Annotated in this window: 27 protein-coding genes; 12 read left to right on the top strand and 15 right to left on the bottom strand. The window is 74.5% G+C overall.

What is annotated here, in order from left to right; all coding sequences use genetic code 11:
- Window positions 1–326 precede the first annotated feature (326 nt).
- Both ACQPYX_RS27000 and ACQPYX_RS26995 read left to right on the top strand, forming a co-directional pair.
- A complete protein-coding gene (locus tag ACQPYX_RS27000; RefSeq protein ID WP_230755881.1) occupies window positions 327–905 on the top strand; it encodes a sigma-70 family RNA polymerase sigma factor in 579 nt (192 codons plus the stop codon).
- The gene (locus ACQPYX_RS26995) at window positions 906–1763 is read left to right on the top strand and encodes an anti-sigma-D factor RsdA (protein ID WP_433800402.1); all 858 of its coding nucleotides are present in this window, start codon (window positions 906–908) and stop codon (window positions 1761–1763) included.
- A 107-nt stretch (window positions 1764–1870) separates the two neighbouring features.
- Here the strand turns inward: ACQPYX_RS26995 and ACQPYX_RS26990 are convergent, their stop codons facing one another.
- Entirely contained in the window at window positions 1871–2260 is a 390-nt protein-coding gene (locus ACQPYX_RS26990) for a DUF5319 domain-containing protein (protein ID WP_018330965.1), read from the bottom strand.
- Between the two features lie 115 nt (window positions 2261–2375).
- On the opposite strand from ACQPYX_RS26990, the gene guaB reads away from it, so the two are divergent.
- Window positions 2376–3881 carry an IMP dehydrogenase gene (gene guaB, locus ACQPYX_RS26985; protein WP_433800401.1) on the top strand — a complete coding sequence of 502 codons (1506 nt, stop codon included), beginning with the start codon at window positions 2376–2378 and terminating at the stop codon, window positions 3879–3881.
- 18 nt (window positions 3882–3899) lie between these two features.
- A complete protein-coding gene (locus ACQPYX_RS26980) occupies window positions 3900–5036 on the top strand; it encodes a GuaB3 family IMP dehydrogenase-related protein (protein ID WP_433800400.1) in 1137 nt (378 codons plus the stop codon).
- Between the two features lie 102 nt (window positions 5037–5138).
- On the opposite strand, the gene ACQPYX_RS26975 is transcribed toward ACQPYX_RS26980, so the two are convergent.
- From ACQPYX_RS26975 to ACQPYX_RS26955, 5 genes are read right to left on the bottom strand one after another with little or no spacing between them, the layout of a single operon-like run.
- Window positions 5139–5432, bottom strand: a complete 294-nt coding sequence (locus tag ACQPYX_RS26975) for an HPr family phosphocarrier protein (RefSeq protein ID WP_433800399.1) — start codon at window positions 5430–5432, stop codon at window positions 5139–5141.
- Window positions 5429–6931, bottom strand: a complete 1503-nt coding sequence (locus ACQPYX_RS26970; protein ID WP_433800398.1) for a PTS fructose transporter subunit IIC — start codon at window positions 6929–6931, stop codon at window positions 5429–5431. Before ACQPYX_RS26970 ends, ACQPYX_RS26975 begins: the two co-directional genes overlap by 4 nt.
- Window positions 6928–7380 (bottom strand): PTS sugar transporter subunit IIA, encoded by a 453-nt coding sequence (locus ACQPYX_RS26965; protein ID WP_433800397.1) that lies wholly within the window; start codon window positions 7378–7380, stop codon window positions 6928–6930. The genes ACQPYX_RS26970 and ACQPYX_RS26965 overlap by 4 nt, the downstream gene beginning before the upstream one ends.
- Entirely contained in the window at window positions 7377–8324 is a 948-nt protein-coding gene (gene pfkB, locus ACQPYX_RS26960) for a 1-phosphofructokinase (RefSeq protein WP_433800396.1), read from the bottom strand. Before pfkB ends, ACQPYX_RS26965 begins: the two co-directional genes overlap by 4 nt.
- 29 nt (window positions 8325–8353) lie before the next feature.
- Complete coding sequence (locus tag ACQPYX_RS26955; protein ID WP_433800395.1) at window positions 8354–9124, bottom strand: DeoR/GlpR family DNA-binding transcription regulator; 771 nt, start codon at window positions 9122–9124, stop codon at window positions 8354–8356.
- A 164-nt stretch (window positions 9125–9288) separates the two neighbouring features.
- On the opposite strand from ACQPYX_RS26955, the gene ACQPYX_RS26950 reads away from it, so the two are divergent.
- Window positions 9289–10965: a phosphoenolpyruvate--protein phosphotransferase gene (locus ACQPYX_RS26950; RefSeq protein ID WP_433800394.1), complete on the top strand. Its 1677-nt coding sequence runs from the start codon at window positions 9289–9291 to the stop codon at window positions 10963–10965.
- A gap of 193 nt (window positions 10966–11158) precedes the next feature.
- Here the strand turns inward: ACQPYX_RS26950 and ACQPYX_RS26945 are convergent, their stop codons facing one another.
- From ACQPYX_RS26945 to ACQPYX_RS26930, 4 genes are read right to left on the bottom strand one after another with little or no spacing between them, the layout of a single operon-like run.
- A complete protein-coding gene (locus tag ACQPYX_RS26945; protein ID WP_433800393.1) occupies window positions 11159–11611 on the bottom strand; it encodes a hypothetical protein in 453 nt (150 codons plus the stop codon).
- A gap of 25 nt (window positions 11612–11636) precedes the next feature.
- Window positions 11637–12275, bottom strand: coding sequence for a maleylpyruvate isomerase family mycothiol-dependent enzyme (locus ACQPYX_RS26940; protein ID WP_433800392.1), 639 nt, complete (start codon window positions 12273–12275; stop codon window positions 11637–11639).
- A gap of 37 nt (window positions 12276–12312) precedes the next feature.
- Complete coding sequence (locus tag ACQPYX_RS26935; RefSeq protein ID WP_433800391.1) at window positions 12313–13665, bottom strand: FAD-dependent oxidoreductase; 1353 nt, start codon at window positions 13663–13665, stop codon at window positions 12313–12315.
- Complete coding sequence (locus ACQPYX_RS26930) at window positions 13662–14243, bottom strand: PadR family transcriptional regulator (RefSeq protein WP_433800390.1); 582 nt, start codon at window positions 14241–14243, stop codon at window positions 13662–13664. The genes ACQPYX_RS26935 and ACQPYX_RS26930 overlap by 4 nt, the downstream gene beginning before the upstream one ends.
- Before the next feature lie 69 nt (window positions 14244–14312).
- Between ACQPYX_RS26930 and guaA the strand changes: the two genes are divergently transcribed.
- The 3 genes from guaA to ACQPYX_RS26915 all read left to right on the top strand — a co-directional run bounded on the left by guaA (window position 14313) and on the right by ACQPYX_RS26915 (window position 18339).
- Window positions 14313–15881, top strand: coding sequence for a glutamine-hydrolyzing GMP synthase (guaA, locus tag ACQPYX_RS26925; RefSeq protein ID WP_433800389.1), 1569 nt, complete (start codon window positions 14313–14315; stop codon window positions 15879–15881).
- Between the two features lie 74 nt (window positions 15882–15955).
- Window positions 15956–17077 carry an aminotransferase class I/II-fold pyridoxal phosphate-dependent enzyme gene (locus tag ACQPYX_RS26920; protein WP_433800388.1) on the top strand — a complete coding sequence of 374 codons (1122 nt, stop codon included), beginning with the start codon at window positions 15956–15958 and terminating at the stop codon, window positions 17075–17077.
- A 74-nt stretch (window positions 17078–17151) separates the two neighbouring features.
- Window positions 17152–18339 (top strand): FAD-dependent monooxygenase, encoded by a 1188-nt coding sequence (locus ACQPYX_RS26915; protein ID WP_433800387.1) that lies wholly within the window; start codon window positions 17152–17154, stop codon window positions 18337–18339.
- Window positions 18340–18348: 9 nt separating this feature from the next.
- On the opposite strand, the gene ACQPYX_RS26910 is transcribed toward ACQPYX_RS26915, so the two are convergent.
- The gene (locus ACQPYX_RS26910; RefSeq protein WP_433800386.1) at window positions 18349–19545 is read right to left on the bottom strand and encodes an APC family permease; all 1197 of its coding nucleotides are present in this window, start codon (window positions 19543–19545) and stop codon (window positions 18349–18351) included.
- Between the two features lie 106 nt (window positions 19546–19651).
- On the opposite strand from ACQPYX_RS26910, the gene ACQPYX_RS26905 reads away from it, so the two are divergent.
- Window positions 19652–20131: an Lrp/AsnC family transcriptional regulator gene (locus ACQPYX_RS26905; protein ID WP_433800385.1), complete on the top strand. Its 480-nt coding sequence runs from the start codon at window positions 19652–19654 to the stop codon at window positions 20129–20131.
- Between the two features lie 64 nt (window positions 20132–20195).
- On the opposite strand, the gene ACQPYX_RS26900 is transcribed toward ACQPYX_RS26905, so the two are convergent.
- Genes ACQPYX_RS26900 through ACQPYX_RS26890 form a run of 3 tightly spaced genes read right to left on the bottom strand, consistent with a single transcriptional unit; the run spans window position 20196 to window position 23338 of the window.
- Window positions 20196–21824 carry an amidohydrolase gene (locus ACQPYX_RS26900; RefSeq protein ID WP_433800384.1) on the bottom strand — a complete coding sequence of 543 codons (1629 nt, stop codon included), beginning with the start codon at window positions 21822–21824 and terminating at the stop codon, window positions 20196–20198.
- Between the two features lie 19 nt (window positions 21825–21843).
- Window positions 21844–22125, bottom strand: a complete 282-nt coding sequence (locus ACQPYX_RS26895) for a hypothetical protein (protein ID WP_433800383.1) — start codon at window positions 22123–22125, stop codon at window positions 21844–21846.
- Window positions 22118–23338: a PspC domain-containing protein gene (locus ACQPYX_RS26890; protein ID WP_433800382.1), complete on the bottom strand. Its 1221-nt coding sequence runs from the start codon at window positions 23336–23338 to the stop codon at window positions 22118–22120. The genes ACQPYX_RS26895 and ACQPYX_RS26890 overlap by 8 nt, the downstream gene beginning before the upstream one ends.
- A 173-nt stretch (window positions 23339–23511) precedes the next feature.
- On the opposite strand from ACQPYX_RS26890, the gene ACQPYX_RS26885 reads away from it, so the two are divergent.
- The 3 genes from ACQPYX_RS26885 (at window position 23512) to ACQPYX_RS26875 (ending at window position 26288) form a co-directional block, all read left to right on the top strand.
- Window positions 23512–24759 (top strand): ATP-binding protein, encoded by a 1248-nt coding sequence (locus ACQPYX_RS26885; RefSeq protein ID WP_433800381.1) that lies wholly within the window; start codon window positions 23512–23514, stop codon window positions 24757–24759.
- Window positions 24760–24793: 34 nt separating this feature from the next.
- On the top strand, window positions 24794–25465 hold the full coding sequence (locus ACQPYX_RS26880) for a response regulator (RefSeq protein ID WP_433800380.1): 672 nt from the start codon (window positions 24794–24796) through the stop codon (window positions 25463–25465).
- A 196-nt stretch (window positions 25466–25661) separates the two neighbouring features.
- Window positions 25662–26288, top strand: a complete 627-nt coding sequence (locus ACQPYX_RS26875; protein WP_433803811.1) for a LysR substrate-binding domain-containing protein — start codon at window positions 25662–25664, stop codon at window positions 26286–26288.
- A 105-nt stretch (window positions 26289–26393) separates the two neighbouring features.
- Here the strand turns inward: ACQPYX_RS26875 and ACQPYX_RS26870 are convergent, their stop codons facing one another.
- Window positions 26394–26663 carry a hypothetical protein gene (locus ACQPYX_RS26870; RefSeq protein WP_433800379.1) on the bottom strand — a complete coding sequence of 90 codons (270 nt, stop codon included), beginning with the start codon at window positions 26661–26663 and terminating at the stop codon, window positions 26394–26396.
- Between the last annotated feature and the right edge of the window lie 96 nt (window positions 26664–26759).

Raw genomic sequence — 26759 nt, 5'->3', positions numbered from 1 at the left:
CGGCCGGTCCGCCCCAGGGTCCGCCCCAGAGCCCGCCGGTGGGGTCGCCGATGCCGCCCGCGGACCTGTACGGCCCGCGGGTCGACGACGTCCCGACACCGCCGATCGGCACTCCGCGTGCAGCCCATCGGGCCGCCGACCGGTGGCGGGTGCCGGATCGGGGGAACCCGTCCGCAGGACATGGCGCGGTCCGTCCGGGGGGACGGTACGGTGACCCATCCGGGTCGCCGACCGCGTCGGTTCCGACCGCGCACGACGCGGCCCGTCGGACCGAGGTGGACCTGCGGGTCACACCGCCGCGCGTAACGCCGGGGCCACGGGGAGCGATGACCGAGTCAGGGAACGACCTCGAGAGGCTGGTGGCCGCCGCCAACGACGGCGACCGCTCGGCTCTCAATCGTGTCCTCGCGATCATCCGACCGCTCGTCGTGCGCTACTGCCGCGCGAGGATCGGCCGGCAGGAACGGTCGTCGGTCTCGGCCGACGACGTGGCCCAGGAGGTGTGCCTCGCCGTGCTGACCGCACTGCCCGGCTACCGGGATCAGGGCCGCCCGTTCCTCGCCTTCGTCTACGGGATCGCGGCGCACAAGGTGGTCGACGCCCATCGCTCGGTGGCGCGGAACCGATCCGAACCCGTCTCCGAGCTGCCCGAGGAACTGGACCCGCACGACGGTCCGGAGCAGCGCGCGATGAACGGTGCTCTGTCCGTCCAGATGGGTCAGCTGCTCGACACGCTGCCTCCCAAACAACGGGAAATCCTCGTGCTGCGTGTCGTCGTTGGTCTCTCGGCGGAGGAGACCGCGGAAGCGGTCGAATCCACACCCGGAGCGGTCCGGGTGGCACAGCACCGCGCACTGTCGAAGCTGCGGACCGCGGTGTCCGCGATCTCGGAAGAGGTGAGTTAGGTGGGTGGTCACCGCGCGTTCGGTGCGGGTGACGATCTGGTCGACGGACCGGTGGACCTCGCCGCCGTCCGGGCCGACGACGCCCTGCTCGATGCGATCGCCGGCGGGGCGGCCAGCGGCGGGGTCGGAACAGGGGACGCCTTCGGGCGTCCCGGGCAGGACGACGACCACCTGGCCGCGATCCTCGCCGCGTGGAAGGCCGACATCGAGGCCGAGCCGATGCCGGAGCTGGTCTCCCTCGACGAGGCCGCCGAGGCCGTCGAGGCGGGTCACGCCGCCCGGGACCGCAGGGCGAGCCGCGCCCGACGACGCATGCCGTTCGCCGTGGCCGCCGCCGCCATCGCGGTCGCGTTGTCCGGGTTCACGGTCGCGATCCACTCCGCGCAGCCCGGCGACGCGATGTTCGGGCTGACGAAGGTCTTCTTCTCCCAGCACGCCGACAACGTGGTCAAGGCCGAGCAGGCCCGGAACACCATCGTCGAGGCGAACAAGGCGATCGCCCGCGGCGACCGCGCGACGGCGCAGTCGCTGCTGCAGACCGTGCAGGGGCAGATCCAGGCCGTGCAGCCCGAGGACCAGCCACCGCTCGTCCAGCAGCGTCAGGACGCCCTCAAGTCGCTCGACCCGACGGCGCCCAGTGAGCCGTCGACGAGCGGGGGCCAGGAGTCCCCGGCGCCGGCCTCGCCGGAGGCCACGAGGCCGACACGGCCCGGCACCGGTAGCGCCTCGTCGGAGGTGTCGCCGACGACCGAGCCGGTCCCGTCCACGGACGGCACGTCGCCGTCGGTGCAGGACCGGAGCGCCGAGCAGCCTCCGCCGCCGCCTGCGACGACCACGACGACGGCCGCCGGCAACTAGGCACCACACGACGACGGGCCCGGTTCCCCCGAGGGGGAGCCGGGCCCGTCGTCGTTCGTGGGTGTTCGTGGCGGGCGGCGGGCGACCCCGCCGTCCGGATGGAACCGCTACTGCTCGGCGAGCGTCGCGTCCGCGAACCCGCGGCAGTACTCCCACGTGACGTAGGCGGCCGGGTCCGGGTCGAACGGGGGCTCGTGGGGCCGCATGTGCCCCTCCTCGAGCAGCTGCTGGAGGCTCGCGCGCAGCAGGTCCCAGTCGTGGAAGTGCTGCTCCTCGCAGTCGTCGCAGTCGACGACGACCCCGCGGATGCCGCGGGGGGCGAGCAGGGCCTGGAACACCGCCAGGTCCCCGAGGTCGGCGACGACCTCCTCGCGCTCCTCCTCGTCGAGGGGGAGGTCCTCCGGCGCGGTCACGTCGTGCAGCGCGTCGAGCATGCGGGAGGGGTCCGACGACGGGTCGCCCGCGAAGGGGTCGGGCGGCAGGGCTTCGTACGGCACGGTGTCGAACCTACCGGTCCGGAAACGTCGATCTACGGGTCCCCACCCGCCGCGCGGGCCGGACGTGACCTGCGGAGACCCGGGTCACTACCCGTTCACGACTAGCATCGGGGACATGGTGCTGACGGACCCCGACGTGCCGGAGAAGTTCGGGCTGCTCGGCCTGACGTTCGACGACGTCCTCCTGCTCCCGGCCGAGTCCGACGTGGTGCCCTCGGAGGCGGACACGTCGGCGCAGCTGTCGAAGAACGTCCGGCTGCGGATTCCGCTGGTCAGCTCGGCCATGGACACCGTCACCGAGGCGCGGATGGCGATCGCGATGGCCCGCCACGGCGGCATGGGCGTGCTGCACCGCAACCTCCCGGCCGACCAGCAGGCGGCGCAGGTGGAGGTGGTCAAGCGCTCCGAGGCGGGGATGGTCACCGACCCGGTGACGTGTTCGCCGGAGGACACGCTCGCCGATGTCGACGCGCTGTGCGCCCGGTTCCGCATCTCCGGGCTCCCGGTGACCGACGAGGCCGGGAAACTCGTGGGCATCATCACCAACCGCGACATGCGGTTCGAGGTCGACCACACGCGCAAGGTGCGTGAGGTCATGACCTCCTCGGATCTGGTCACCGCCCAGGTCGGGGTCACCGCCGAGGCCGCGCTCGGGCTGCTGCGCCGCCGCAAGATCGAGAAGCTGCCGCTGGTCGACGGCGCCGGCTTCCTGCAGGGCCTGATCACGGTCAAGGACTTCGTCAAGACCGAGCAGTACCCGATGGCGACGAAGGACCCGGACGGCCGGCTGCTGTGCGGCGCGGCGGTCGGCGTCGGCGACGACGCCTGGACCCGCGCGATGGGGCTCGTGGACGCCGGAGTGGACGTGCTGATCGTCGACACCGCGCACGGGCACTCGCGGGCGGTCACCGCGATGGTGGCCAAGCTCAAGCAGGAGCTGGGCGACCGCGTCGACGTCGTGGGCGGCAACGTGGCCACGCGGGTGGGCGCCCAGGCGCTCGTCGACGCCGGCGCGGACGGCATCAAGGTCGGTGTCGGACCGGGCTCGATCTGCACCACGCGCATCATCGCGGGCGTCGGTGTGCCGCAGATCACGGCGATCGCCGAGGCGGACTCGGCGGCGCGCCCGGCGGGTGTGCCGGTGATCGGCGACGGCGGCCTGCAGTCCTCCGGCGACATCGCGAAGGCGATCGCGGCCGGTGCCTCGTCGGTGATGCTCGGTTCCCTGCTCGCGGGCACGGCCGAGACCCCGGGCGAGCTCGTGCTCGTCGACGGCAAGCAGTACAAGGCCTACCGCGGCATGGGGTCGCTGGGCGCGATGCAGACCCGCGGGCAGCAGGGTTCGTACTCGAAGGACCGCTACTTCCAGGACGACGTGCTCTCCGACGACAAGCTGGTGCCCGAGGGCGTGGAGGGACGGGTACCGTTCCGGGGCCCGCTCGCGCAGGTCACCCACCAGCTGGTCGGTGGTCTCCGGGCGGCGATGGGGTACACGGGTTCCCGGACGACGGAGGAGCTGCAGTCCGCGCACATGGTGCGGATCACGGCGGCCGGCCTCGCCGAGTCCCACCCCCACCACGTGACGATGACGGCGGTGGCGCCCAACTACGGCGGGCGCTGAGGATTCGGAAGAGAGCTCATGCGCGAGCAGGTCGAGATCGGCCGGGGCCGCAGCGCCCACCGCAGTTACACCTTCGACGACCTCGACATCGTGCCGTCGCGGCGCACGCGGTCGTCGTCGGCGGTGTCCACCGCGTGGCAGCTCGACGCGTACCGCTTCGACCTCCCGCTGATCACCCACCCGACCGACGCCGTCGTCTCCCCGACGACCGCGGCGCGGGTCGGTGAGCTCGGCGGGCTCGGGGTGCTGAACGCCGAGGGGCTCTGGGCGCGGCACGCGCAGGCGGACAAGGCGCTCGCGGAGATCGTGGCGCGGGCGGCGGACGACCCGGCCGCGGCCCTCGTCGAGCTCCAGCGGCTGCACGCCGCGCCGATCCAGACCGACCTGCTCACCGAGGCGCTGAACCAGGTGCGGGGCGCGGGCGTCACGCTCGCCGCCCGCGTGAGCCCGCAGCACGCGCGGGAGCTGACGCCGACGCTGCTCGCGGCCGGCGTCGAGATCCTCGTCGTGCAGGGCACGATCATCTCGGCCGAGCACGTCGCCTCCGACTCGCCCGAGGGCGAGGCCCCGCTCGACCTCGAGGACTTCATCGACTCGCTCGACATCCCGGTCGTCGCGGGTGGGGTCGGCGACTACCGCACCGCGATGCACCTGATGCGCACCGGGGCCGCCGGCGTGATCGTCGGGTACGGGCAGTCGGCGTCGACCTCCACCGACGCGGTGCTCGGCATCGGGGTGCCGATGGCGACGGCGCTGGTCGACGCGGCCGCCGCACGGCGGGACTACCTCGACGAGACCGGTGGCCGCTACGTGCACGTCATCGCCGACGGCGCGATGGCGACCTCGGGCGACATGGCGAAGGCGATCGCCTGCGGCGCCGACGCGGTGATGCTCGGCGAGCAGCTCGCCGCGGCCGACGACGCCCCGGGCGGCGGCTGGTACTGGACCGCGGCCGCCGCGCACCCGAACCTGCCCCGCTCCTCGGTGGTCGGCGTGCCGCAGCGCGGCTGCGACCTCGCCGCCGTCCTGCGCGGGCCGGCGCCGCAGGCCGACGGCACCGTCAACCTGTTCGGCGCCCTGCGCCGGGCGATGGCCAAGACGGGCTACTCGGACCTCAAGGAGTTCCAGCGCGTGGGGCTGTCGGTCCGCCGCTGATCTCACCCGTCCCCGGCGTGAGGGTGGCTGCGGTGGCCCCGGAACGCGACGAAGGGCCCCTCCGGGTGGAGGGGCCCTTCGGCCGACCGCGGGGAGCGGGTCTCAGGCGTCGAGGTCCGTGGCGAGGAGCTCGGCGAGGGCGTCGACGGAGGCCTGGGCCCCGGTGACGTCCGGGTCGGCGGACAGGGTGACCTCCTGGCCGCCCCGCACGCCGAGCCCGAGGACGGCCAGCATGCTGCGGGCGTCCGCGGAGTCGCCCTCGGCGGTGGCCAGGGTGACCCGGGCGGGCTGGACCGCGGCGGCCTTGCAGAACACCGCGGCGGGGCGGGCGTGCAGGCCGATCTCGGTCGCGACGACGACGGTGCGCTCGATCATGGTTCCTTCCGGGGCGGTCATGCCGACACCGTCTCGCGCTCGGTGACGGTCTCGGTGCCGGTGGCCTCGGCGGCGACCGGGCGGCGGCGGGCGAAGGTCTTGAGGGCGACCACCAGGGCGGTGGCGACCAGCGTGCCGACCACGACCGCGACGAGGAAGCCCAGCGGGTTCCCCATCAGCGGCACCACGAAGATGCCGCCGTGCGGGGCGCGCAGCGTGGCACCGAGGGCCATCGACAGGGCACCGGTGACGGCGCCGCCGGCCATGATCGACGGGATGACGCGGAACGGGTCGGCCGCGGCGAACGGGATCGCGCCCTCGGAGATGAACGAGGCGCCCAGCAGCCAGGCGGCGCGGCCGTTCTCCCGCTCGACCTCGGTGAACAGCGACTTGCGGACGACGGTGGCCAGCGCCATCGCCAGCGGCGGGACCATGCCGGCGGCCATGACCGCGGCCATGATCGTCAGCGCGCCCTCGGAACCGGTGGAGAGCCCGGCGACGGCGAAGGTGTAGGCGGCCTTGTTGACCGGGCCACCCATGTCGAAGCACATCATCAGGCCGAGCAGGATGCCGAGCAGGACGGCGTTGGTGCCGGACAGGCCGTTGAGCCAGTTCGTCAGGCCCTCGGTGATCAGGGCGATCGGACGTCCGACGATCACGTACATCAGCAGGCCGACCACGGCGGTCGAGAGCAGCGGGATGACGAGCACCGGCATGATCCCGGCCAGCGCCCGCGGCACGCGCCACGTCTTGATCCACATGACCAGACCACCGGCGACGAAGCCGGCGACCAGGCCGCCGAGGAAGCCCGCGCCGGTCGTCACCGCGATGGCGCCGCCGACGAAGCCGGGGACGAGGGCGGGACGGTCGGCCATCGCGTAGGCGATGTAGCCGGCGAGGACCGGGACGAGGAAGTTGAACGCGGCCGAGCCGATGCCGAAGGCGAGGGCGCCCCAGGCGGTGATCGAGCCGGCCGAGAACCCGCCGTCGAGGATCGTCTTGTAGAGGGGATCGTCGTCGGGGAGGTTGATCTGGTAGCCGCCGAGTGCGAAGCCCAGCGCGATCAGCAGGCCACCGGCGGCGACGAACGGGATGACGTGGCTGACGCCGGTCATCAGCCAGGCGCGGACCTTGGAGGCGGCGCCGGGCCCGGCCGGGGCCTTGGCGCCCGCCGGGGTCGCGGCGGCGGGGGCACCCGCGGCGGCGGGCACGTGGTTCTTCGCGGCCTCTTCGGCCTGCGCGACCAGCAGGTCGCCGCCGGAGATGGCCTTCTTGACCCCGACCGAGACCTGCGGCAGGTGCGCGAAGCGGTCCTTGTCGCGGACCTCGACGTCCGCCGCGAAGATCGCGACGTCGGCCTCGGCGAGCTGCTCGGCGGTCAGCGGGGTGGAGCCGGCCGAGCCCTGGGTCTCGACGACGATCTCGTGCCCGGCCTCCTCGGCCGCGGCCTCGAGGGCCTCGGCGGCCATGTAGGTGTGGGCGATGCCCGTGGGGCACGCGGTCACGGCGACGATCTTCATGCCGAGACCTCCTTCGCGATGAAGCCGGCGGCGGCGGCCGGGTCGGTGACGGAACGGAGCTCGCCGGTGAAGGACTTGCGGACCAGGCGGCGGGCGAGCGCGGCCAGCACGGTCATGTGGTCGGAGCCGCCGCCCTCGGGCGCGGCGATGAGGAAGACGAGGTCGGCGGGCCTGCCGTCCTCGGCGCCGAAGTCGACGCCGGCGCTGCTGCGGCCGAAGCCCAGGGTCGGCTCGGTGACGGCCGCGGAGCGGCAGTGCGGGATCCCGATCCCGCCGTCGAGACCCGTCGGCATCTGGGCCTCGCGGGCCTCGACGTCGGCGAGGAACTGCTCGAGGTCGGTCACGCGACCGGCCTTGACGAGACGCTCGGCCAGCGAGCGGACGACCTCCCGCTTGTCGCCCGCGGGCAGGTCCAGGTCGACGAGGTCGGCCGTGATCAGGTCGCTCATGCTGCCTCTCCGGTGAGGTCGAGGGTCGAGTCCGGGGCGGTCGCCGGGCGGACGTGGGTGAGATCGAGGTCGGCCGGGCCGGGCACCGCGGTGCCGGGGAGGCCGACGGCGGCGGCCCCGCAGGCCACCGCGTGGTGCAGGGCGTCCGGGCTCTTCGCGCCGGACTCCAGGGCGATCAGGTAGCCCGCGAGCGTGGAGTCACCGGCGCCGACGGTGCTGCGGACCGGCACGGTGGGGCTCGCGACGTGCCAGGTGTCGTCGGTGTCGACGGCGATGGCACCGCTCGCGCCCATGCTCACGAGGACCGTGCCGATGCCGCCGGTGACGAGCTCCCGGGCGGCGGCGAGGACGTCGGCGAGGGCGGGCAGCGGGTGCCCGACCAGCTCGGCGAGCTCGGCGACGTTCGGCTTGATCAGGTCGGGGGTCTGCGCCACCGCGTGGGCCAGGGCGACCCCCGAGGTGTCGACCGCGACCCGGGCGCCGGCCGAGCGGGCCGCCCGGGTGATCCGGCCGTGCAGGTCGTCGGTGGCTCCCGAGGGGACCGACCCCGCCGTCACGACCCACGCGGCCGGGGCGGCGTGGGCGCGGACGGTGTCGACGAGGGCGTCGACCTGGTCCGCGGTGAGCGCGACGCCGGGCTCGTTGACCTTGGTGGTGGTCCCGTTCGGCTCGACGAGGGCGGTGTTGACGCGGGTGGCGCCGTTCGCGGGGGTGCAGACCGGCTGGACGCCGGCGCGGCGCAGGAGCGCGGCGAGATCGCCCTCGCCACCGGGCATGACGGCGAGCGTGGGCCGCCCGAAGCGGGCGAGGACACGGGAGACGTTGACGCCCTTGCCGCCCGGGTCGACGCGGTGACCGGTCGCCCGCAGCACCGCACCCGGCGTCAGGACCGGGATCTCGACGGTGCGGTCGATGGAGGGGTTGGGCGTGACGGTGACGATCATGGATTCTCCCGGCGCTGCGGTTGCCCTGGTCACGCGATCACCAGGTCCGTTCCGGCCCCGCGGATCGCGTCGGCGGCCTCGGGGTGGGTCTCGAGCAGGGCGCCGTCGGTGACGAGGGTGTCGACGTCGGCGAGGGTGGCGAAGCGGGAGAAGGAGTCGGCGCCGTACTTGCTGGCGTCGGCGACGACGATGCTGCGGGCGGCGGCCTTGACGATGGCGCCCTTGACCGCGGACTCGGCCACGTCCGGCGTCGTGAGCCCCCGGTCGAGGGAGAAGCCGTTGGTGCCGAGGACCGCGACGTCGCAGTTGACGCTCTCCAGGGTCTTCAGCGCCCAGCGATCCACCGCGGAGAGCGTCGTGCCGCGGACCCGGCCGCCGATGAGGTGGACGGTGATCCGGCTCCGGCCGGCCAGCGCGGTCGCGATCGGGAGGGCGTTGGTGACGACGGTGAGCTCGACGTCGTCGGGCAGCAGCGCCGCCACCCGCGCGGTGGTGGTCCCGGCGTCGAGCAGGATCGTCGCGGCGGCGCCGAGCTCGGCGACCGCGGCCTTGGCGATGCGGTCCTTCTCGTCGGAGTGGGTGACCTCGCGGACGCCGACGGCGGGCTCGATCTCCAGCCGGTCGGTGGCGATCGCGCCGCCGTGGACGCGGTGCAGGAGGCCCTGGCGCTCGAGGGCGGTCAGGTCGCGCCGGATCGTCTCGGTGGTGACGCCGAGCTCGGCGGCGACCTGGGTGACCTCGAGGCGGCCCAGCTCCCTCGCCCGGCGGACCAGGAGCTGGTGGCGCTCTGCGGCGTACATGCCCGATCACCTCCGTTCTGCGGCTAGCTCGTGTTGTTCTGGTTGGAAGTTTGTGGGTTTACCTGTGGACTGTCAAGGGGTTGTCGTCGTACGTTCTCCTCAGCGCCACACAGAGCCACACACAGCCACACGACCACACAGAGACCCACACGGTAGGGAGCGCCATGACGAGCACCGACGTAGTGCAGCTGCCCGGGACGCCGGCGAGCGCCGGAGCGGCGGTCGGACCCGTCGTGCGCGTCCCGGAGCCCCTGGGGGAACCGCCCGCGGGCCCCGTCGTCCCCGAGGACCGCCGGGAGGTCGAGGCCGCGCGCATCGCGCCCGCGGGTGCGGCCGTGTCCGGCCGCATGATGGACACGGCCGGGACGCCGGGCCTCGCGAAGGAGGTCTCCGACGTCCTCTACGCGACCGCGATGATGGCCGAGGACCCGACGCTGGTGGAGGCCGCCGAGGGCCTGGTGCGCGACCACGGGACGCCCGCCCCCCGCGCGGTGTTCGAGGCCGCGGCCCGCTTCGTCGCCGCCCTGCAGGCCGCCGGCGGCTACATGGCCGAGCGCGCGGGCGACGTCAAGGACGTCCGCGAACGCGTGGTCGCCGAGCTGCTCGGGGTGCCCGCACCCGGCGTCCCGGTGCTCGAGGGACCGTCGGTGCTGGTCGCGAAGGACCTCGCCCCGGCCGACACCGCCACCCTGGACCCGGCCACCGCGCTCGCGCTGGTCACCGAGGAGGGCGGCCCGACGAGCCACACCGCGATCCTCGCCCGCTCGCTGGGCATCCCCGCGGTCGTCGGGTGCCGCGGCGCCGGCGGCCTCGTCGCCGGCACGCTGGTGCGGGTCGACGGGACGGTCGGCGAGGTCGTCGAGGTGCCCGCCGGGACGGCGGTCGGCGCGGACCTCACCGCGGCCGGACCCTCTGCGGTGTCGGGGCCGGTGACGACGACCGACGGTCACCGCATCGCGATCGTCGCGAACATCGCCGACGCGAAGGACGCATCCCGCGCCGCCGAGGTCGGTGCCGAGGGCGTCGGCCTGCTGCGGACCGAGCTCACCTTCCTGTCGGCGTCCAGCGAGCCGACCGCCGAGGAGCAGCGCGCGGGCTACGCCGCCACCATGGCCCCGCTCGCCGGGAAGCCCATCACCCTGCGGACCCTCGACGCCGGTGCGGACAAGCCGGTGCCGTTCCTCGACATGACGCCCGAGGTGAACCCGGCCCTCGGCGTCCGCGGGCAGCGCCTGTTCGACGACGGCGCGGAGCGGGCGGACGTCCTCGACCGCCAGCTCGCCGCGGCCGTCGGCGGCGCCGCCGACGCGGGCGTGACGCTCAAGGTGATGGCCCCGATGATCTCCACCGCCGACGAGGCCGCCCGCTTCGTCACCCGGGCCCGCAAGGCCGGGGTGGAGCAGGTCGGCGTCATGATCGAGGTCCCGGCCGCGGTGCTCAACGCACCGGAACTGCTGGCCGAGGTGGACTTCGTGTCCGTCGGCACCAACGACCTGACGCAGTACGTCTTCGCCGCCGACCGCCAGTCCGGCCCGCTCGCCGGCTTCAACGACCCGTGGCAGCCCGCGGTCCTGCGGCTGCTCGACCAGCTCTGCCGCGCCGCGGAGGTCACCGGCACGCCGGTCGGGGTGTGCGGCGAGGCGGCGGCCGACCCGGCCCTCGCCGTGGTGCTCGTCGGGCTCGGCGTGACGTCGCTGTCCGCGGCCGCCTCCGCCCTGCCCGCGGTCGCGGCGCGCGTGTCGTCGGTGGACCTGCCCACCGCACAGCGGGCGGCGCGGGCGGCGGTGGCGTCGCGCGACGTGGCCTCGGCGCGGGCGGCGGTGCGTGACGTCCTCGGCTGACCAGGGCGGCTACCGGTCGTCCCGCTCCTCGTCGACGGGGTGTTCCGGCCGGCGTGAGTCGGCGGGCCGATGTCAGTGGCACGGAGCGCCCGTGTGGTCGCCCGGTGCCACTGACGTCCTGCCGGCAAGGCGCCCCGACGTCAGTGGCACGGGGTGCACCTGAGTCGCCCCGATGCCACTGAACGTCCGCCCCTCAGAGGTCGAGCCAGCCGATGCCGGAGGCGGGGGCGAGCACGAGCTCCAGCGCGGGAGGTCCGTCGCGCAGCTGCCGGGCGGTGACCGCGACCGGTCCGGCCGGTACCCGCAGGTGGGGTGTGCGGTCGGGGTGGACGAGCGGCTCGTCCGCGAATTGGGCCGCCATCGTCAACGCGGTGTAGTCCGGGGCCCAGAGACCGTCGTCGCCCACCAGCAGGTGGCCGTGCTCCTCGCGCACACTCGGAGCGGCGGACGGGGCGCTGCGCACCTCGACCGGACGGACTGCCCCGTCCTGTCCGAGATGGACGCCGAAGACGTGTCCCGCCGCGCGTTCGCGGGCCACGTGCGTCTGGAGCTGCGCCAGCGTCCAGTCGGGGCCGACGAAGCTCGCGTACGCCTCCCGGACGACGAGCAGGAGGAAGCCGTCCTCGTCGGTGTGCAGGACGTCCACGTCGTCTGCCTACCAGCCGGGCGGGTCAGCAGCGGGAGCGGAGCACGTCGACACCCGCGCCGGTCAGGTCGTCGCAGAACGCGGCGCGGCCGGCCATCGCCATGACCAGGGCGAGCGTCGGGCCGGAGACGAGCGGCCCGTCGTCGGGACCGGCGGTGAACGGGCCGTCGGTCGCCGAGAGACGGAGTCCCTCGGAGATCGACCGGCTGCGCACCGTCGAGTTCTGCTTCGCGAGGAACGTCGCGAGCGGGGTCAGCGTGGACACCGGCACGTCGCGGACCAGCCCGAGCGGACGTCGGACGTCCCCGCCGTGCACCACGATCTCGCCGAGCCACATCTCGACGGGGCCGGGCGGGCAGGTCGTGCTGTCGACGACCGCGCGGAAGCGGGTCAGCGTCTCCGCGGGGGTGGCACCGCGGTGCTCGGCGAGTCGACGCGCGTTGTGCCGGTCGAAGTCGAATCGCGCCCCGACGACACTGCGGATCCAGCGCCACGGGCCGATCGAGGCGCCGGCGACGAGGTGGGCGACGGTCTCCTCGACGGTCCAGGCGGTGCAGAGCGAGCGCACCTGCCACTGCTGGTCGGAGAGCGTGGCGAGGTCGTCGGCGAGCGCGGCGCGCTCGGCGTGGATGAGGGGCCAGAGGTCGGTCGTCACGGTGGTCACGACCGTAGGACGGGCGCCGTGCCCGGGACTCATCGCCTCAGACGAGCTCGGAGTCGCGGACCTTCTGCATGCCGAGCGCCATCCGTCGCTTCGCGGCCGGGATGCGGTCGACCAGGCGCAGCGAGGTGCGCTGCGCGAACACCGAGAGCGGGCCGACCACGGGGCGCCGGGCGGTGCCGCGGTCGTTCATGAACTCCAGCGACTCGCGGACGGCGAGGGCGGAGTAGCGGCGCATCAGGTCCTCGTACTCGCCGACCGCTCCGACCAGCGTCGATCCGCCGTCGCGCACGCGCACGAGCCGGTCGCGCAGCTCCCGCGCGTCGCGCAGGGCGGTGTTCGCGCCGGCACCGCGACCCGGCGTCATGGTGTGGGCGGCGTCGCCGAGCAGCGTGACCGTGCTCGGCTCCCACGGGTCGAGCGGGTCGGACGTGCGGATCGACAGGGCGACGTCGGCGCCGTGCTCGGTGCCGGCGAGGAGGGCCTGCCAGCAGGGCGACCAGTCGGCGGTGAGCTCGGCGGCCAGCGTCGTCAGGTCGGCGCCGTCGCGGTCGAGCAGGTCGGCCGGCGCGAGGGACCTCGACGTCGTGACGGCCCAGGAGACGTGGTCGGTCGTGTTGTCGAACCGCAGGCCGGGCCACCGCCCGACGAGCTCGCGGTCGCTGGAGCCGATGCCCTCGCGCGGCGCGCCGTCGGGGCCCCAGGGCATGCGCATGACGTGGGTGATCCCGAACTGTCCCCGCCGGTCGAAGTACATGCCGAACCCGTTGCGCACCCCCGCGGGCAGCAGGGCCGCGGTCTGCGCCGACCACGGCGTCTTGCCGCCGATCGCGAGCAGCCCGGTCTCGGTGTGGGTCGCGTGCGGCAGGTACTGCCGACGCACCCGCGAGTTCGCGCCGTCGGCGCCGACGAGGAGGTCGCCCTCGTCGGTGGAGCCGTCGTCGAAGTGGGCGACGACCCGGTCGGCGTGCTGCTCGTAGTGCGTGAAGCGGCGTCCGAAGGAGATGACGTCCTCCATGCCGGTGAACAGCACCTGGCGCAGGGTCACGCGGCTGACGTTGTACTCGCGGTCCTCCGGGCCGTCCCCGGCGTGCGGGACCTCGTTGAGCCCGATCGACACCAGTTCCCGGAACTGCTCGGTGTACATGCCCAGCCGCTCGTAGGGCGCCGCCGTGGTCGCGACGAAGGTGGCGAAGAGCTCGGGGGACAGGCAGGCCCGCAGCGCCCGGGCCCCGTTCGGTGAGATGCCGACCCGGTAGCCGTGCAGGCCGCTCGTCCGGGTGCGGTCGCGTTCGTGGACGGCGACGTCGATCCCGGCCCGGCGCAGGCCGTGGGCGAGGCACATCCCGCCGGTGCCGGCGCCGATGACGAGGACGCGCAGGGGACGGGTCATGACGGGCCTCCGACGGGAGTGGTGATCCAGGGCAGGGCGGCGGTGCGCAGGTCCTCGAGCAGCCCCTCGAGGAAGCGGACGTCGGTGTCGAGATGGGCGAGGGCGTACTCGCTCTCCACCAGGACGAGCCGCGGCAGGTCCGGGCGGACCCGGCCGAGCTCGCCGCGGACCCGGTCGCGCTCGGCCCGACGGTCGGCGAGCCGCAGCTCGAGGGCGTCGCGCGCGAGCTCCGCGGAGATCAGCGGCAGGTAGGCGAGGGCGGCCGTGAACTCCCCGAACTCGTGGCGGGGGGCGGTCAGCATGTCGAGGGTCCAGGTGATCGCCGTGTCGTGGCCGGCCCGCGTGGCGGCGTAGACCGTGCGCTCGGGTCGGGCCGCCTCGCGTTCGGTGCCCGCGACGACCAGGAGCCCGTCGCGCACGAGCCGGTCGATCGTCTTGTAGAGCTGCGAGCGCTGGCCGACGTTGACCACCTGGTCCTTGCCGCGCTCCCGGATCAGCTGCTGCATCCGGTACGGGTGCATGGGCTCCTCCACGGCGAGGGCGAGGACGGCGAGGGCGAGTCCGGAGCGCTGGGTCATGGTGTCGGTGACATTAGTGTCTTCGACACTATCGAGCAAGCGCCGACGCGGTCGTCCCCGTCGGGCACGATGGGGACCGTGAGCAGCAGTGGTGAGCACCCCGTCCTCGTCGTCGACTACGGCGCCCAGTACGCGCAGCTCATCGCCCGGCGGGTGCGCGAGGCGCAGGTGTACTCCGAGGTCGTGCCGCACACGACACCCGTCGAGGACATGCTCGCGAAGGACCCGGCCGCGATCGTGCTGTCCGGCGGGCCCGCGAGCGTGTACGCCGAGGGCGCCCCGAGCGTCGACCCGGCGCTGTTCGAGACGGGCGTGCCGGTGTTCGGCATCTGCTACGGCTTCCAGCTGATGGCCTCGGCGCTCGGCGGCACCGTGGCGCACACCGGCGACCGCGAGTACGGCCGCACCGAGCTGCAGGTCACCGAGGCGGGCCGACTGCACGGCGACATCCCCGAGGCGCACCCGGTGTGGATGAGCCACGGCGACGGCGTCACCGCCGCACCGGAGGGCTTCACGACGACCGCCTCCTCGCCCGGCGCGCCCGTCGCGGCCTTCGAGGACGTCGACCGGCGACTGGCCGGCGTGCAGTACCACCCGGAGGTCGGGCACTCCCCGCACGGCCAGCTCGTGCTCGAGCGGTTCCTGCGCGACGTCGCCGGCATCCGCCCGGACTGGACGGCCGCCAACATCGTCGAGGAGACGGTGGAGGCGATCCGCGCGCAGGTCGGGCCCACCGGCCGGGCGATCTGCGGGCTCTCCGGCGGGGTCGACTCCGCGGTGGCCGCCGCGCTCGTGCAGCGCGCGATCGGCGACCGGCTCACCTGCGTGTTCGTCGACCACGGCCTGCTGCGCGAGGGCGAGCGCGGCCAGGTCGAGCGGGACTTCGTCGCCGCGACCGGCGTGGACCTCGTGACGGTGGACGCCGAGGAGGTGTTCCTGCGCGAGCTCGCCGACGTCGTCGACCCCGAGGAGAAGCGCAAGATCATCGGCCGCGAGTTCATCCGGTCCTTCGAGGGAGCGGCGCGCGACCTGGCCGAGGGCGAGGGCGTCGACTTCCTCGTGCAGGGCACGCTCTACCCCGACGTCGTCGAGTCCGGCGGCGGCACCGGCGCGGCCAACATCAAGTCCCACCACAACGTGGGCGGGCTGCCCGACGACCTGCAGTTCTCGCTGGTCGAGCCGCTGCGCGCGCTGTTCAAGGACGAGGTGCGCGCGGTCGGGGCGGAGCTCGGGCTGCCCGAGTCGATCGTGCAGCGCCAGCCGTTCCCCGGCCCCGGCCTCGCGATCCGCATCATCGGGTCCGTCGACGCCGAGCGGCTGGCCACCCTGCGCCGGGCCGACGCGATCGCCCGGGAGGAGCTCACCGCGGCGGGCCTCGACCGCACCATCTGGCAGTGCCCGGTGGTGCTGCTGGCCGACGTCCGCTCGGTCGGCGTGCAGGGCGACGGCCGGACCTACGGCCACCCCGTGGTGCTGCGCCCGGTGTCGAGCGAGGACGCCATGACAGCGGACTGGACGCGTGTGCCCTACGAGACGCTCGAGCGCATCTCCACGCGGATCACCAACGAGTGCGCCGAGATCAACCGCGTCGTCCTGGACGTGACGAGCAAGCCGCCGGGCACCATCGAGTGGGAGTAGGTGGCTTCGCCCGGTGAGTACTTTTCCGTGCTGGAGCACGGAAAAGTGCTCACGGGAGCCGTAGGCTCACCCCGATGGGGACGACGATCTTCTCCGAGATGTCCGCGCTCGCCGTGCAGTACGACGCGATCAACCTCGGGCAGGGCTTCCCCGACACGCCCGGCCCGCGGGAGGTCGTCGACGCCGCCGTCGCGGCGATGCACCGGGGGCTCAACCAGTACCCGCCGGCCGTCGGGGTGCCGGCGCTGCGCGAGGCGATCTGCGAGCACCAGCGCCGGTTCTACGGGCTGGAGCTGGACCCGGCGTCGCAGGTCGTGGTGTGCGCGGGAGCGTCGGAGGCGCTGTCGTCGGCGCTGATGGCGCTCGTCGGCGCCGGCGACGAGGTCATCGCGCTGGAGCCGTTCTACGACCTCTACCAGGCGGCGTCGGTGCTGGTCGGGGCCTCGCTGGTGCCGGTGCGCATCAGCGCGCCCGACTACCACCTGGACGCCGACCTGCTGCGCGCCGCGGTCACGGATCGCACCAAGGTCATCCTGCTCAACTCGCCGCACAACCCGACCGGTGCGGTGCTCTCGCGCGCGGAGCTCGAGGACGTGGCGGCGGTCGCGATCGAGCACGACCTGATCGTCCTGACCGACGAGGTCTACGAGCACCTGCTCTTCGACGACGAGGTGCACATCCCGATCTCGACGCTGCCCGGGATGGCGGAGCGGACCGTCACGGTGTCCTCGGCCGGCAAGACGTTCTCGGTGACCGGCTGGAAGATCGGCTGGGCGACGGGGCCCGCGGAGCTGATCGAGAAGGTGCTCGGCGTCAAGCAGTGGTTCTCGTTCGCCTCCGGCACGCCGCTGCAGCACGCCGTCGCCGTGGGGCTCGACCTGCCGCGGGAGCGGTTCGCGACGATGGGCCGCGAGCTGCAGGCCAAGCGCGACCTGCTCACCGACGGTCTGCGCGACCTGGGCCTGGAGGTCTACCACTCGAAGGCGACCTACTTCGTCACCGCGGACATCGCACCGCTGGGCGAGACCGACTCGCTGGAGTTCTGCCGCTCGCTGCCCGCCCGGGTCGGCGTCGCGGCGGTACCGAACCAGGTCTTCCACGCGTCGCCGGAGGGCGTGGAGACCCAGGTGCGCTTCGCGTGCTGCAAGCGTGACGAGGTGCTGGCCGACGCGCTGCTGCGGCTGCGGAAGCTGTAGCGGCACCGCCTCCCCCCAGAGGCAGCTTCGCTGCCACAGGTTTTATCTTGGCCACCAAGAGATATTCTGGGGGCATGGGAACGCGCGTGATGGTGGTCGGTGGGGGACCGGGCGGGGTGCTGCTGACGTACCTCCTGGCTCGCGGCGGGATCGAGGTGACCCTGCTGGAGGCGCGGCACGACTTCGCCCGCCGCTTCCGGGGGGACACCCTCGCGCCCGGCGTCCTGGAGTACCTGGACGACCTCGGGCTCGCGCAGGACCTGCTCGCGGAGGTGCCGCACACCCGCTCCGACGCATTCCGGTGGCACACCCCGGAGCGCACGTACCGCCTCGTCGACTACCGCGGCGCGTCGACGCGGTTCCCCTTCTACGCGCTGATCCCGCAGGCCCGGTTCCTGCCGTGGCTGTGCGAGCGCGCCACCGGCCACGGCGCCACCGTGCGCATGGGTGCGCGTTTCAGCGACCTGCTGCGCGAGGGCGACCGCGTCACCGGCGTGCGCTACACCGTCGACGGCGAGGCCCACGAGCTCGCCGCCGACCTCGTCGTCGGCGCCGACGGTCGCTCCTCGAAGGTCCGCGCCGCCGCCGGCATCGAGGCCACCGAGCTGGGCGCGAGCCTCGACCTGCTCTGGGCCGCGGTCGACCAGCACGACGACGACCCCCCGTCGTCGGGGCTCGACCTCTTCGCCCGCCCGGGCGGCACGATCGCGCTGCTCGACCAGGGCACCGGGCAGTGGCAGATCGGCTGGTCGATCCCGGCCGGGACGTTCGCCGAGGTGCGCGCCGGCGGCGTCGGGCCGCTGGTCGAGGCGCTCGGCTCCGTGCTGCCATGGCTCACCGACCGCGTCCGGGAGACGGTGCGGTCGGTCAACGACCTGACCCTGCTCCCGGTCCGTATCACTACCGTGGACACGTGGTCGAAGCCCGGGCTCGTCCTGCTCGGGGACGCCGCACACGTGGTCAGCCCGGTCGGCGGCAACGGCATCAACCTCGCGCTGGCCGACGCCGCCGAGCTGGCCAACCTCGTCGTCACCGGGCAGGACCCGGGCGAGCTCGAGCGCCGGCGCCGGCCCGGCGTCGAGAAGGAGCAGCAGGGGCAGGTGCGGATCGAGCAGGCCGCGGCGAAGCGCAACGCCGCGGGGGTCACGGGCCCGCCGACGGCGCTGCGGGTGCTGTCGGCGATCCCGGGGTTCTCGCGCCTCGCCGCGCGACGTTCCCGGGTGCCGATGGCCGCCCCGGTGCCGGAGATCGCGGGTTCCTGACGATGCGGGTCACGTCCGTGCGCCCGCCGGCACCCGGGCGCCGCGGTGCGCCGTCGCCGCGGCGACCACGAGCAGTGGTAGCACCGCGACGACGCCGGCGAAGGCCAGGACGACCGTGACGGCCGCGCACGCCACCGCACTGACGGCGCGGAGGGGGCCGGCGAGCAAGCGGGCGCCGGCGGCGGTCGCCGCGACGTAGACGGCGAGGAACAGGACGGTCGGGATCGCGACGAGCGTCGCCGTGCTCCACCACCCGAGGCCGGTCCCGAGCAGGAGCACCACGCCGACGACCCCGACCCCGAGCGGGAGCCGGCGGGCGGCGCGCGGACCGGACACGGCGGTCGTCATCGCGGCGGCACCGGTCAGGTAGGCGTTCGTGGCGGCCAGCGTGAGACACGCCGCGACGAGGGCGGCGACCAGCGTGCCCGCGGGGCCGACGCCGACGCGGAGCAGGTCGGCGACCGGCGTCGGGCTGCTCGCGCCGGGGCCGAGGACACCGACGGTCGCGGCGGCCAGGCCCAGGTAGAGCGTCGAGGTCACGACGAAGGCCGCCGCGATCACCCGGGGCAGTTGCCGACGCGGGGCGCGCAGCCGGGCGGTCATCGGGGAGACCGCCTCCCAGCCGACGAAGGAGAGCATGAGCACGGAGCCCGCGGTGCCGACCGCGGTCCACCCGTGCGGCGCGAACGGCGTCCAGTGCTCGGCCCGTGCGTGCGGGGCCGCGGCGACCACGGCGACCGTCACGAGCGCGACCAGGACGCCGACGAGTCCCAGCTGCGCCCCCGCCGAGGAGCGCCCGCCCGACGCGGTGAGCGCCACGACGAGCACGAGCAGGACCGCGGCGAGCGCGGTGGTGGCCCCGGGCCCGCCGCCGAAGGGCCGAGCCGCGTAGGAGGCGCCGATGAGGCACACCACCGGCGCGCCGAGCACGGCCCCGCCGAGGAAGCAGACCGCGACCGCCCGCTCCGCCCGCGGACCGAACGCGGCCCCGGCGAACCCGGCTGCCCCGGAGTGTCCGCCGTGCGACCGTCCCAGCGCGCCGAAGACGGCCGCGAGCAGGCCCGACAGCACCAGCAGGCCGGCCCAGGCGACGATCGAGGCCGGTCCGGCCACCTCAGCGGCGAGGCCCGGCAGGAGCAGGACGCCGGGGCCGAGCAGGGCGCCGACGTAGAGAGTGACCGCCCGGGTGGTGCTGAGTTCGTCCATGCGTCGAACGATGTCGCGGAACGCCGCGCATCCGCTGCCGATTCCGCCGCGATGACGACCTCGTCGCGCAACGAATCGTCAAGAAGGACGGTCTAGGCTGCACGACGTGCCGGACGAGGGCTACGACAGGATCGACCGCGCCATCCTGGCGATCCTGCAGCGCGAGGGCCGCATCGCGAACGTCGAGCTCGCGGAGCGGGTGAAGCTCTCGCCGTCGTCGTGCCTGCGCCGGACCAAGGCGCTCGAGGCGGCCGGCCTGATCAGCGGGTACCGGGCCGAGCTCGACCGGGCCCGCGCGGGGCTGGGGATGACCGTGTTCATCTCGCTCCGCGTGGCCCAACACTCCCGGGCGACCTCCCGCGGCATCGAGGACGCCCTCACGGCGATCCCGGCCGTGATCGCCTGCCACGTGGTGAGCGGCGAGGCCGACTTCCTCGTCGAGGCGGTCGTGCCGGACTTCGCGGCCTACGAGTCGTTGCTGCTCGACCACGTCCTCGCCATCGACGCGGTGGTCGACGCCCGCTCGACGTTCGCGATCCGGACCGTGCTCTCCCGCGGGCCGCTCCCCGTCGACGGGATCCGCTGAGGCGAGGAAGGGGCGATCCTGCCACTGGATGACAGCAACGACGCCGCGGGGGAGGGGCCGTGGGCTAGAGGGTGCCGTGGGTCCACTCGCCGCCGACCATGGTGGCCACCACCTCGACGGTGCCGATGCGGGCCGGGTCCACCGCGGTGACGTCGTCGCCGAGCACCACCAGGTCGGCGTGGTGGCCGGGTGCGAGCACACCGCGGCTCCGGTCGTCGCCCGCGATCCAGGCGGTGTCGACGGTGAGCGAGCGCAGCGCCGTCACCGGGTCGACGCGTTCCGCGGGGCCGATCAGCCGTCCGGACGACGAGCGTCGGGTCACCATGGCCTGCATCGTCCGCAGCGGGTGGCCGTCGGCGACACAGGGACGGTCGGACGAGGCGGGGACCCGGACGCCGGCGCGCAGGAACGCGGCGTGCCGGTAGAGCAGGTCGGCGCGCCCGTCACCGACCGCGGCCACCATGGAGTCACCGATCTCGTGCAGGAACCGCGCCTGCGGCACAGGGGTGACCCCGAGGGCGGCGAAGCGCTCGATCCCCTCGTCGGTGACCACGCCGGCGTGCTCGATCCGGTGCCGGACGGTCGGACGCGGGAGCCGGGACTGCGCGTCGGCGAAGGCGTCGAGTGCGGCGACGACGGCCCGGTCGCCGATGGCGTGTGCGGCGACGGTCCACCCCGCGAGGTGCGCGCCGACGACCATCGCGTGCATGTGGTCGGGGTCGTCCTGGTAGTAACCGGCGTGGTCGCGGTCGTCGAACGGCTCGCTCATGGCCGCCGTCCGCGAGCTCAACGCGCCGTCGAAGAAGATCTTCATGGGTCCGAGCCGGAGGCGGTCGTCGCCGAAGCCGGTCCGCATCCCGAGGTCGAGCCCCACGCCGTCGCCGCCCGGGACCTCGTGCAGCGCGGCGTCCACGGGCATCACCTGCACGCGCTGGAGGAGCAGGCCCTCGTCGCGGGCCGCCTGGTAGGCCGCGAGCTCCCGCGGGGTCCGGCCCATGAAGCCGGCGGCGATCCCGCACTCGGTGACGTGGGTGAGGCCCTGCTCGGCGTACACCCGCGAGGCCCGACCGAGCGCGGCGGCCACGTCGTCGACTGCGTAGGGCCGCATGAGGTCCGCGATCAGCGGCTGGGCGGCCTCCTCGACGACGCCGGTCGGCTCGCCCGCGTCGTCGAGCACGACCTTCCCGCCCTCGGGGACCACCGCGGTGCCGCCGAGGATGCCCGCGCGGCGCAGGGCCGCGGTCGAGGCCGCACACACGTGCCCCGACCGGTGCTGCAGGCGGACGGGCCGTCCGCCCGCGGCCCGGTCGAGCGCGGCGTGGTGCGGGGAGCCGCCGAGCACCACGTCGTCGTACCCGGCGCCGACCACGAACTCGTCGGGGCCGGCGGTCGCGGCCCGCTCCGCCACCGCGGCGTAGACCTCGTCGAGCGTGCGCATCCCGGAGAGGTCGATCTCGGCGAGGGTCTGCCCGAACCAGGCCATGTGGTTGTGGGCGTCGCCGAAGCCGGGCACCACCGTCGCGCCGCCGCAGCCGACGGTCCGCGCCGCCGACCAGCCGGCCGGCAGCGACCCGTCGTCGAGCACGGCCAGCACCCGCCCGCCGTGGATCGCCAGCCCGCGGGCCGGACGGCCGGGGCCGTCACCGTCCAGGGTCAGGACGGCCGCGTCGTGCAGGTGCAGGTCGATCCGCATGACTCACCCTGACACGGGGTCAGCGACGGCGGCGGACCGTCGTCAGGAGCGCGCCGACGCCGATCACGACGGCTGCTCCGGCCAGCACCCAGCGCGGGTCGACGGCCACCAGGGTTGCCGGGCTGATCATCGCCAGCGACGCCACGGCGAGACACACGAGGCCGACCAGGAGGGCGATCGGGTCGGGGCCCCGGCGGGCGGGCGCGCCGGGCGCCGCGCCCGGCCGGTCGGCGTCGGGGTGGACGGTGGGCGACTCGGACGGCGTCGCCCAGGCCCGCGGGTCGTAGCCGGACTCACCCACGGCGCACCGCCAGGTCCCCGGCGCCGTTGCGCACGGTCAGGTCGACGACCTGTCCGCCCGGACCGTCCGGCCCGGGGTCGACCAGGTTCGTCACGGCGTTGCCGGACCGGCCGAGGCAGTCGACGTCGCCCACCCCGTTCGCGCAGGTGACGGTCACGTCCGCGGTCGCCGGGACGGTCACGGTGATGTCGCCCGCGCCCGACTCGACGGTGGTGCGGATCGGCGGACCCGGCGCGACCTTCGACAGGTCGACGGTGATGTCGCCGAAACCGGTGCGGTAGCCGGGCAGGACCTGCGCGGTCGAGAGCGGCGTCGCGACGAGGTCGCCCACGCCGCGCTGGTCGCCGACGAAGTCCGAGTCGTCCGGCCGGGTCGCGGCGTAGGCGCCGAACACGGTGGCGAGCACCAGCGGGATCGCGACGAACACGAGGCCGCGCCGGGGTCGCCCCCGGACGCCCGCGACGAGCAGCCCCAGCCCGACGACGGCCAGCGCGGCCGCCGGGATCCACACGCCGGTCACGCCCGGCACCCCGAGCAGCACGCCGACCGCCGCGAGGCCGGCGGCGAGCAGGGCGAGTGCGAGGACGACCGGCGTCAGCACGGACCGGGCGCGCGGCTCCCGCGCGATCGGCGCCGGGGTCTCCCGACGTCGGGTCGGTGCCGGATAGGCCCAGGCCTTCGGGTCCGCGCCGAGCGCGTCCCAGGCGACCGGCTCGCCGAGGTCGACCGGCTCGGCCGCGCCGGGCCGCACGCCGGGGGTGCCGGGGACGCCGAGGTCGGCGCGGGAGGCGTGCAGCAGGTACAGGGTGACTGCCGCGAGGGCGAGCCCGACGAACGTGACCCACCGGCCGCCGGTCGCGTTCCCGATGGTCGCGATGCCGACGACCACCGTGACGATCAGGACGACGGTCGGGGCGCCGGTCCGGCCGCCGGCCCTGGTCCGTGCCGCGCGGTCGTGGCGCGGCGGGTCGGCCGGGTCGGCGGGCAGCACCAGCCAGCCCAGCAGGTAGAGCAGCAGACCGCCCCCGACGATCGCCCACACGACGAACGCGACCCGCACCAGCGTGGGGTCCAGGTCGTAGCGTCGCGCGATCGCGCCGGCGACCCCGGCGATCTTCGTGTCCTCGTGCCGGCGGGCGGGCCTCGACTCCCACGCCCCCCGCGCGACGGCGGCGAGGTCCGTCCCGTCCTTCGTGCTCGTGGCCCCGCTCATGGGCTCATCCTCTCGGTCCCGGTGGTGATGGTGTCCGAGCCTGCCGACCGTGACCAGACGGATCGTCCGGGACGACCCCGGTCACCGCCCCCGACCGACCCCGGGATTTCTCGGGGTCGCCCGGGCGGGGAACCCGAGGTCCGCGGGCCGCCCGCCGTGTGACGATGGCTCCCGTGACGTTGACCGAGGAACCACCGGCGACGCCGGTCGCCGAGCGCCGCGTGCGCCGGCACCGCCGCGGCGCCGTGGTCGCGGGCGTCGCCGGCGGCGTCGCGGACCACCTCGGCGTCCCGGTGCTGCGCGTGCGGGTGGTGTTCACCCTGCTGTGCGCGCTCGGCGGCGCCGGCGTGCTCGCCTACGGCGCGCTGTGGGTGTGCTGCCCGATCGAGCCGGTCGGCGTCGAGCGGGAGGTCGACGACCGCGACCGGGTGCGCGGCTACGGCCTGGTCGCCCTGGGGCTGGCGCTCGGGCTGGTGCTCTCCGCCGTCGGCGACCAGATCTCCGGCTGGATCCTCGGCCCGCTCGGCATCGCGCTGGTCGGCGCGGCCGTGGTGTGGCGCGAGGCCGACAGCGACGCGACCCGCGGCGCCCGGGGCCGGCCCCGCATCGTCGCCGGGCGCGGCGGGATCGTCCGCGCGGTCCTCGGCGCCCTGCTCGTCGCCGGCGGGATCGCGGCCTTCCTGCTCTCCAGCGCCGACGTCGGTGCCGTGCAGTTCGGCCTGCTCGCGGCGACCGCGACGCTGGTCGGCGTCGTCGTCCTGACCGTCCCGTGGTGGATGCGCCTGGCGCGCGAGCTGACCGAGGAACGACGCGAGCGGATCCGGAGCGAGGAGCGTGCGGAGATCGCCGCGCACCTGCACGACTCCGTGCTCCAGACGCTCGCGCTGATCCAGCGGCACACCGAGGTCGCGGGGGACGAGACCGCGCGGGAGGTCCGGCGGCTGGCGCGTCGTCAGGAACGGGAGCTGCGGGACTGGCTCTACCGCGAGTCGACCGACGACGAGGTCCCCGAGGCGACCTGCTTCGGGGCGGCCCTGCGGGCCGCGGCCGGGGAGATCGAGGACACCTTCGCGGTGTCGGTCGCCCCGGTGATCGTCGGGGAGGCGGCCTTCGACGTCCGGACGGCGGCCCTCGTCGCCGCGGCCCGCGAGGCGATGACCAACGCGGCCAAGCACGCCGGGGTCGACGAGATCAGCGTGTACGCCGAGTGCGAGGACGGGACGGTGAGCGTCTTCGTCCGTGACCGCGGCAAGGGCTTCGAGCCCGACGCCGTGCCCGACGACCGGCACGGGCTCGCCGACTCCATCCGCGCCCGCGTCGAGCGGCACGGGGGCACCGTGCGGCTGCGGACCACGCTGGGCGAGGGCACCGAGGTGGGGCTGACGATGCCCCGGACCGAGCAACCGAGTGAGGTGGCATGACGAGCCGGGAGACGAAGCGCAGCGGAGCTCGACCATGACGAGCCCGAACGATGAGCCCGCACGGGTGTTCATCGTCGACGACCACGCCCTGTTCCGCCGCGGGGTGCGCGCGGAACTGGAGGGTCCCGGCGCGCGCGGGGTGACGGTGGTGGGCGAGGCCGGCTCGGTGGGCGAGGCGGTCGCCGGGATCGGGCACTACCGGCCCGACGTGGTGCTGCTCGACGTCCACATGCCCGACGGCGGGGGTGCCGCGGTCCTCGCGCGGACCAGGACCGAGTACCCGGACGTGGTGTTCCTGGCGCTGTCGGTCTCCGACGCCGCCGAGGACGTCATCTCGGTGATCCGGGCCGGCGCCCGCGGCTACGTCACGAAGACGATCTCGGGCCGCGACCTCGCCGACGCTGTGGTGCGGGTGAAGGCCGGCGACCCGGTGTTCTCGCCGCGCCTGGCGGGCTTCGTGCTCGACGCGTTCGCCGACCGGCCGGGGGCGGCGCCGCCCGTGGACCCGGAGGTCGACCAGCTGACCCGCCGCGAGCGCGACGTGCTGCGCCTGCTCGCCCGCGGCTACGCCTACAAGGAGATCGCGGCGGAGCTGGTGATCTCGGTGAAGACCGTGGAGACCCACGTGTCGAGCGTGCTGCGCAAGACGCAGTCGTCGAACCGGCACGAGCTCTCGCGGTGGGCGACCGACCGGCGCCTGGTCTGACGTCCCCGGTGCCATCGGTGTGCCGCACGACGATGGCGGTCTGCGCGCACCCAGTGGGAGCAGCGCGCCATCGTCGCGCTCGGTCCCGTCGTCCATCGCAGGAACCGCTGCCGACGGCACCGGTTCTCCGGCGCCTTCCGAGACCTCGGGTCACCACCCGTGATCGAGGTCCACGGAGAGCTACCCGTCTCCGCGGATCACGTCGCAGAACCGATGCCGTCGGCACCGGTCCTCCGCACCGTCGTCGCGCCCACACCCCGTCGGCCACCGTCGTCCTGGGAGCCCTCCTCCACGGTGTAGACCTCCCGGGGCTCCTAGCCGGGCCCGTGCACCCACAGAGGCCGATCTCGACATCCACCAGGGCCGTGGCGCCTGGCCGAAGGCCCACGCCGAACTCCTCCACCACGACAGCGCGGTCGTCGTGCACGGGCCCGAACACCTCGACCGCTGGGGTCCGGTCACCGGGATCGCCGAGCTGTTCGCCCGGCCGCGCATCCAGGTCCTCGGCTTCGACGACGTCTGGCAGCGCATGAGCCACGACGTCGGCCCCGGCGGTCGTTCGGGGGCCGCGATCACCGTCGACACCACCGTGACCGCCCTCGAGCTCGCCGCGGCCGGGGACGCCAGCGCCGTCGTCCCGGAGCGCTTCGCGCGCACGGCGGTGCGGGCGGGCCGGGTGAGCCTCGCGCTGCCGCAGTCCTTCCCGATGCGCCAGGCCCACTACCTGCTCCGACCCCTCGACTCGCCCCGCCCGTCGCCGCGGGCGCGCGTGTTCCTCGACTGGCTCACGCGTCTCGACGAGGACCAGCCCGCCCTCGCCTGACGACTGGCCGGGCGCCGCCGGCGCGCGTCACGACGATGGCGGTCCGCGCGCATCCAGTGGGAGTAGGGCGCCATCGTCGCGCTGCCGGACACGCCGGCTTCGCCGTCAGCCGGTTCGGCGGACCCGGACCTCATTCGCGTCCAGGTCGACCCCCTGCTCGCGAGGCGGCACCACGAGTTCGGCAGCGGTCTCGTCGTGGGGCTCGACCCGGCGGCGCATGCCTGGCATGTACCCGGGCACCTGGCCGAGAGCGGACCCCTCGGCCGGTTCGTAGGAGGTGACGGAGCGCGGGTCACCGCCACGGCGTCGCCGCACGCTTGCGATACCGATGACGACAAGTCCGACGACGACGATCCCCAGGGCCACGGCCAGCACGGTCGTCCTCCCTCCTGCGGCGACGGCGAGGTCGTCCGCTCGTCGCACGACGATACGTCCGATTCGCGCTGCCGGGATCTTTCGTGCGCGTCCTAC

Source organism: Actinomycetospora sp. CA-084318 (assembly GCF_050955885.1).
GTDB lineage: Bacteria > Actinomycetota > Actinomycetes > Mycobacteriales > Pseudonocardiaceae > Actinomycetospora.
This window is presented reverse-complemented; position numbering and strand designations above follow the sequence as displayed.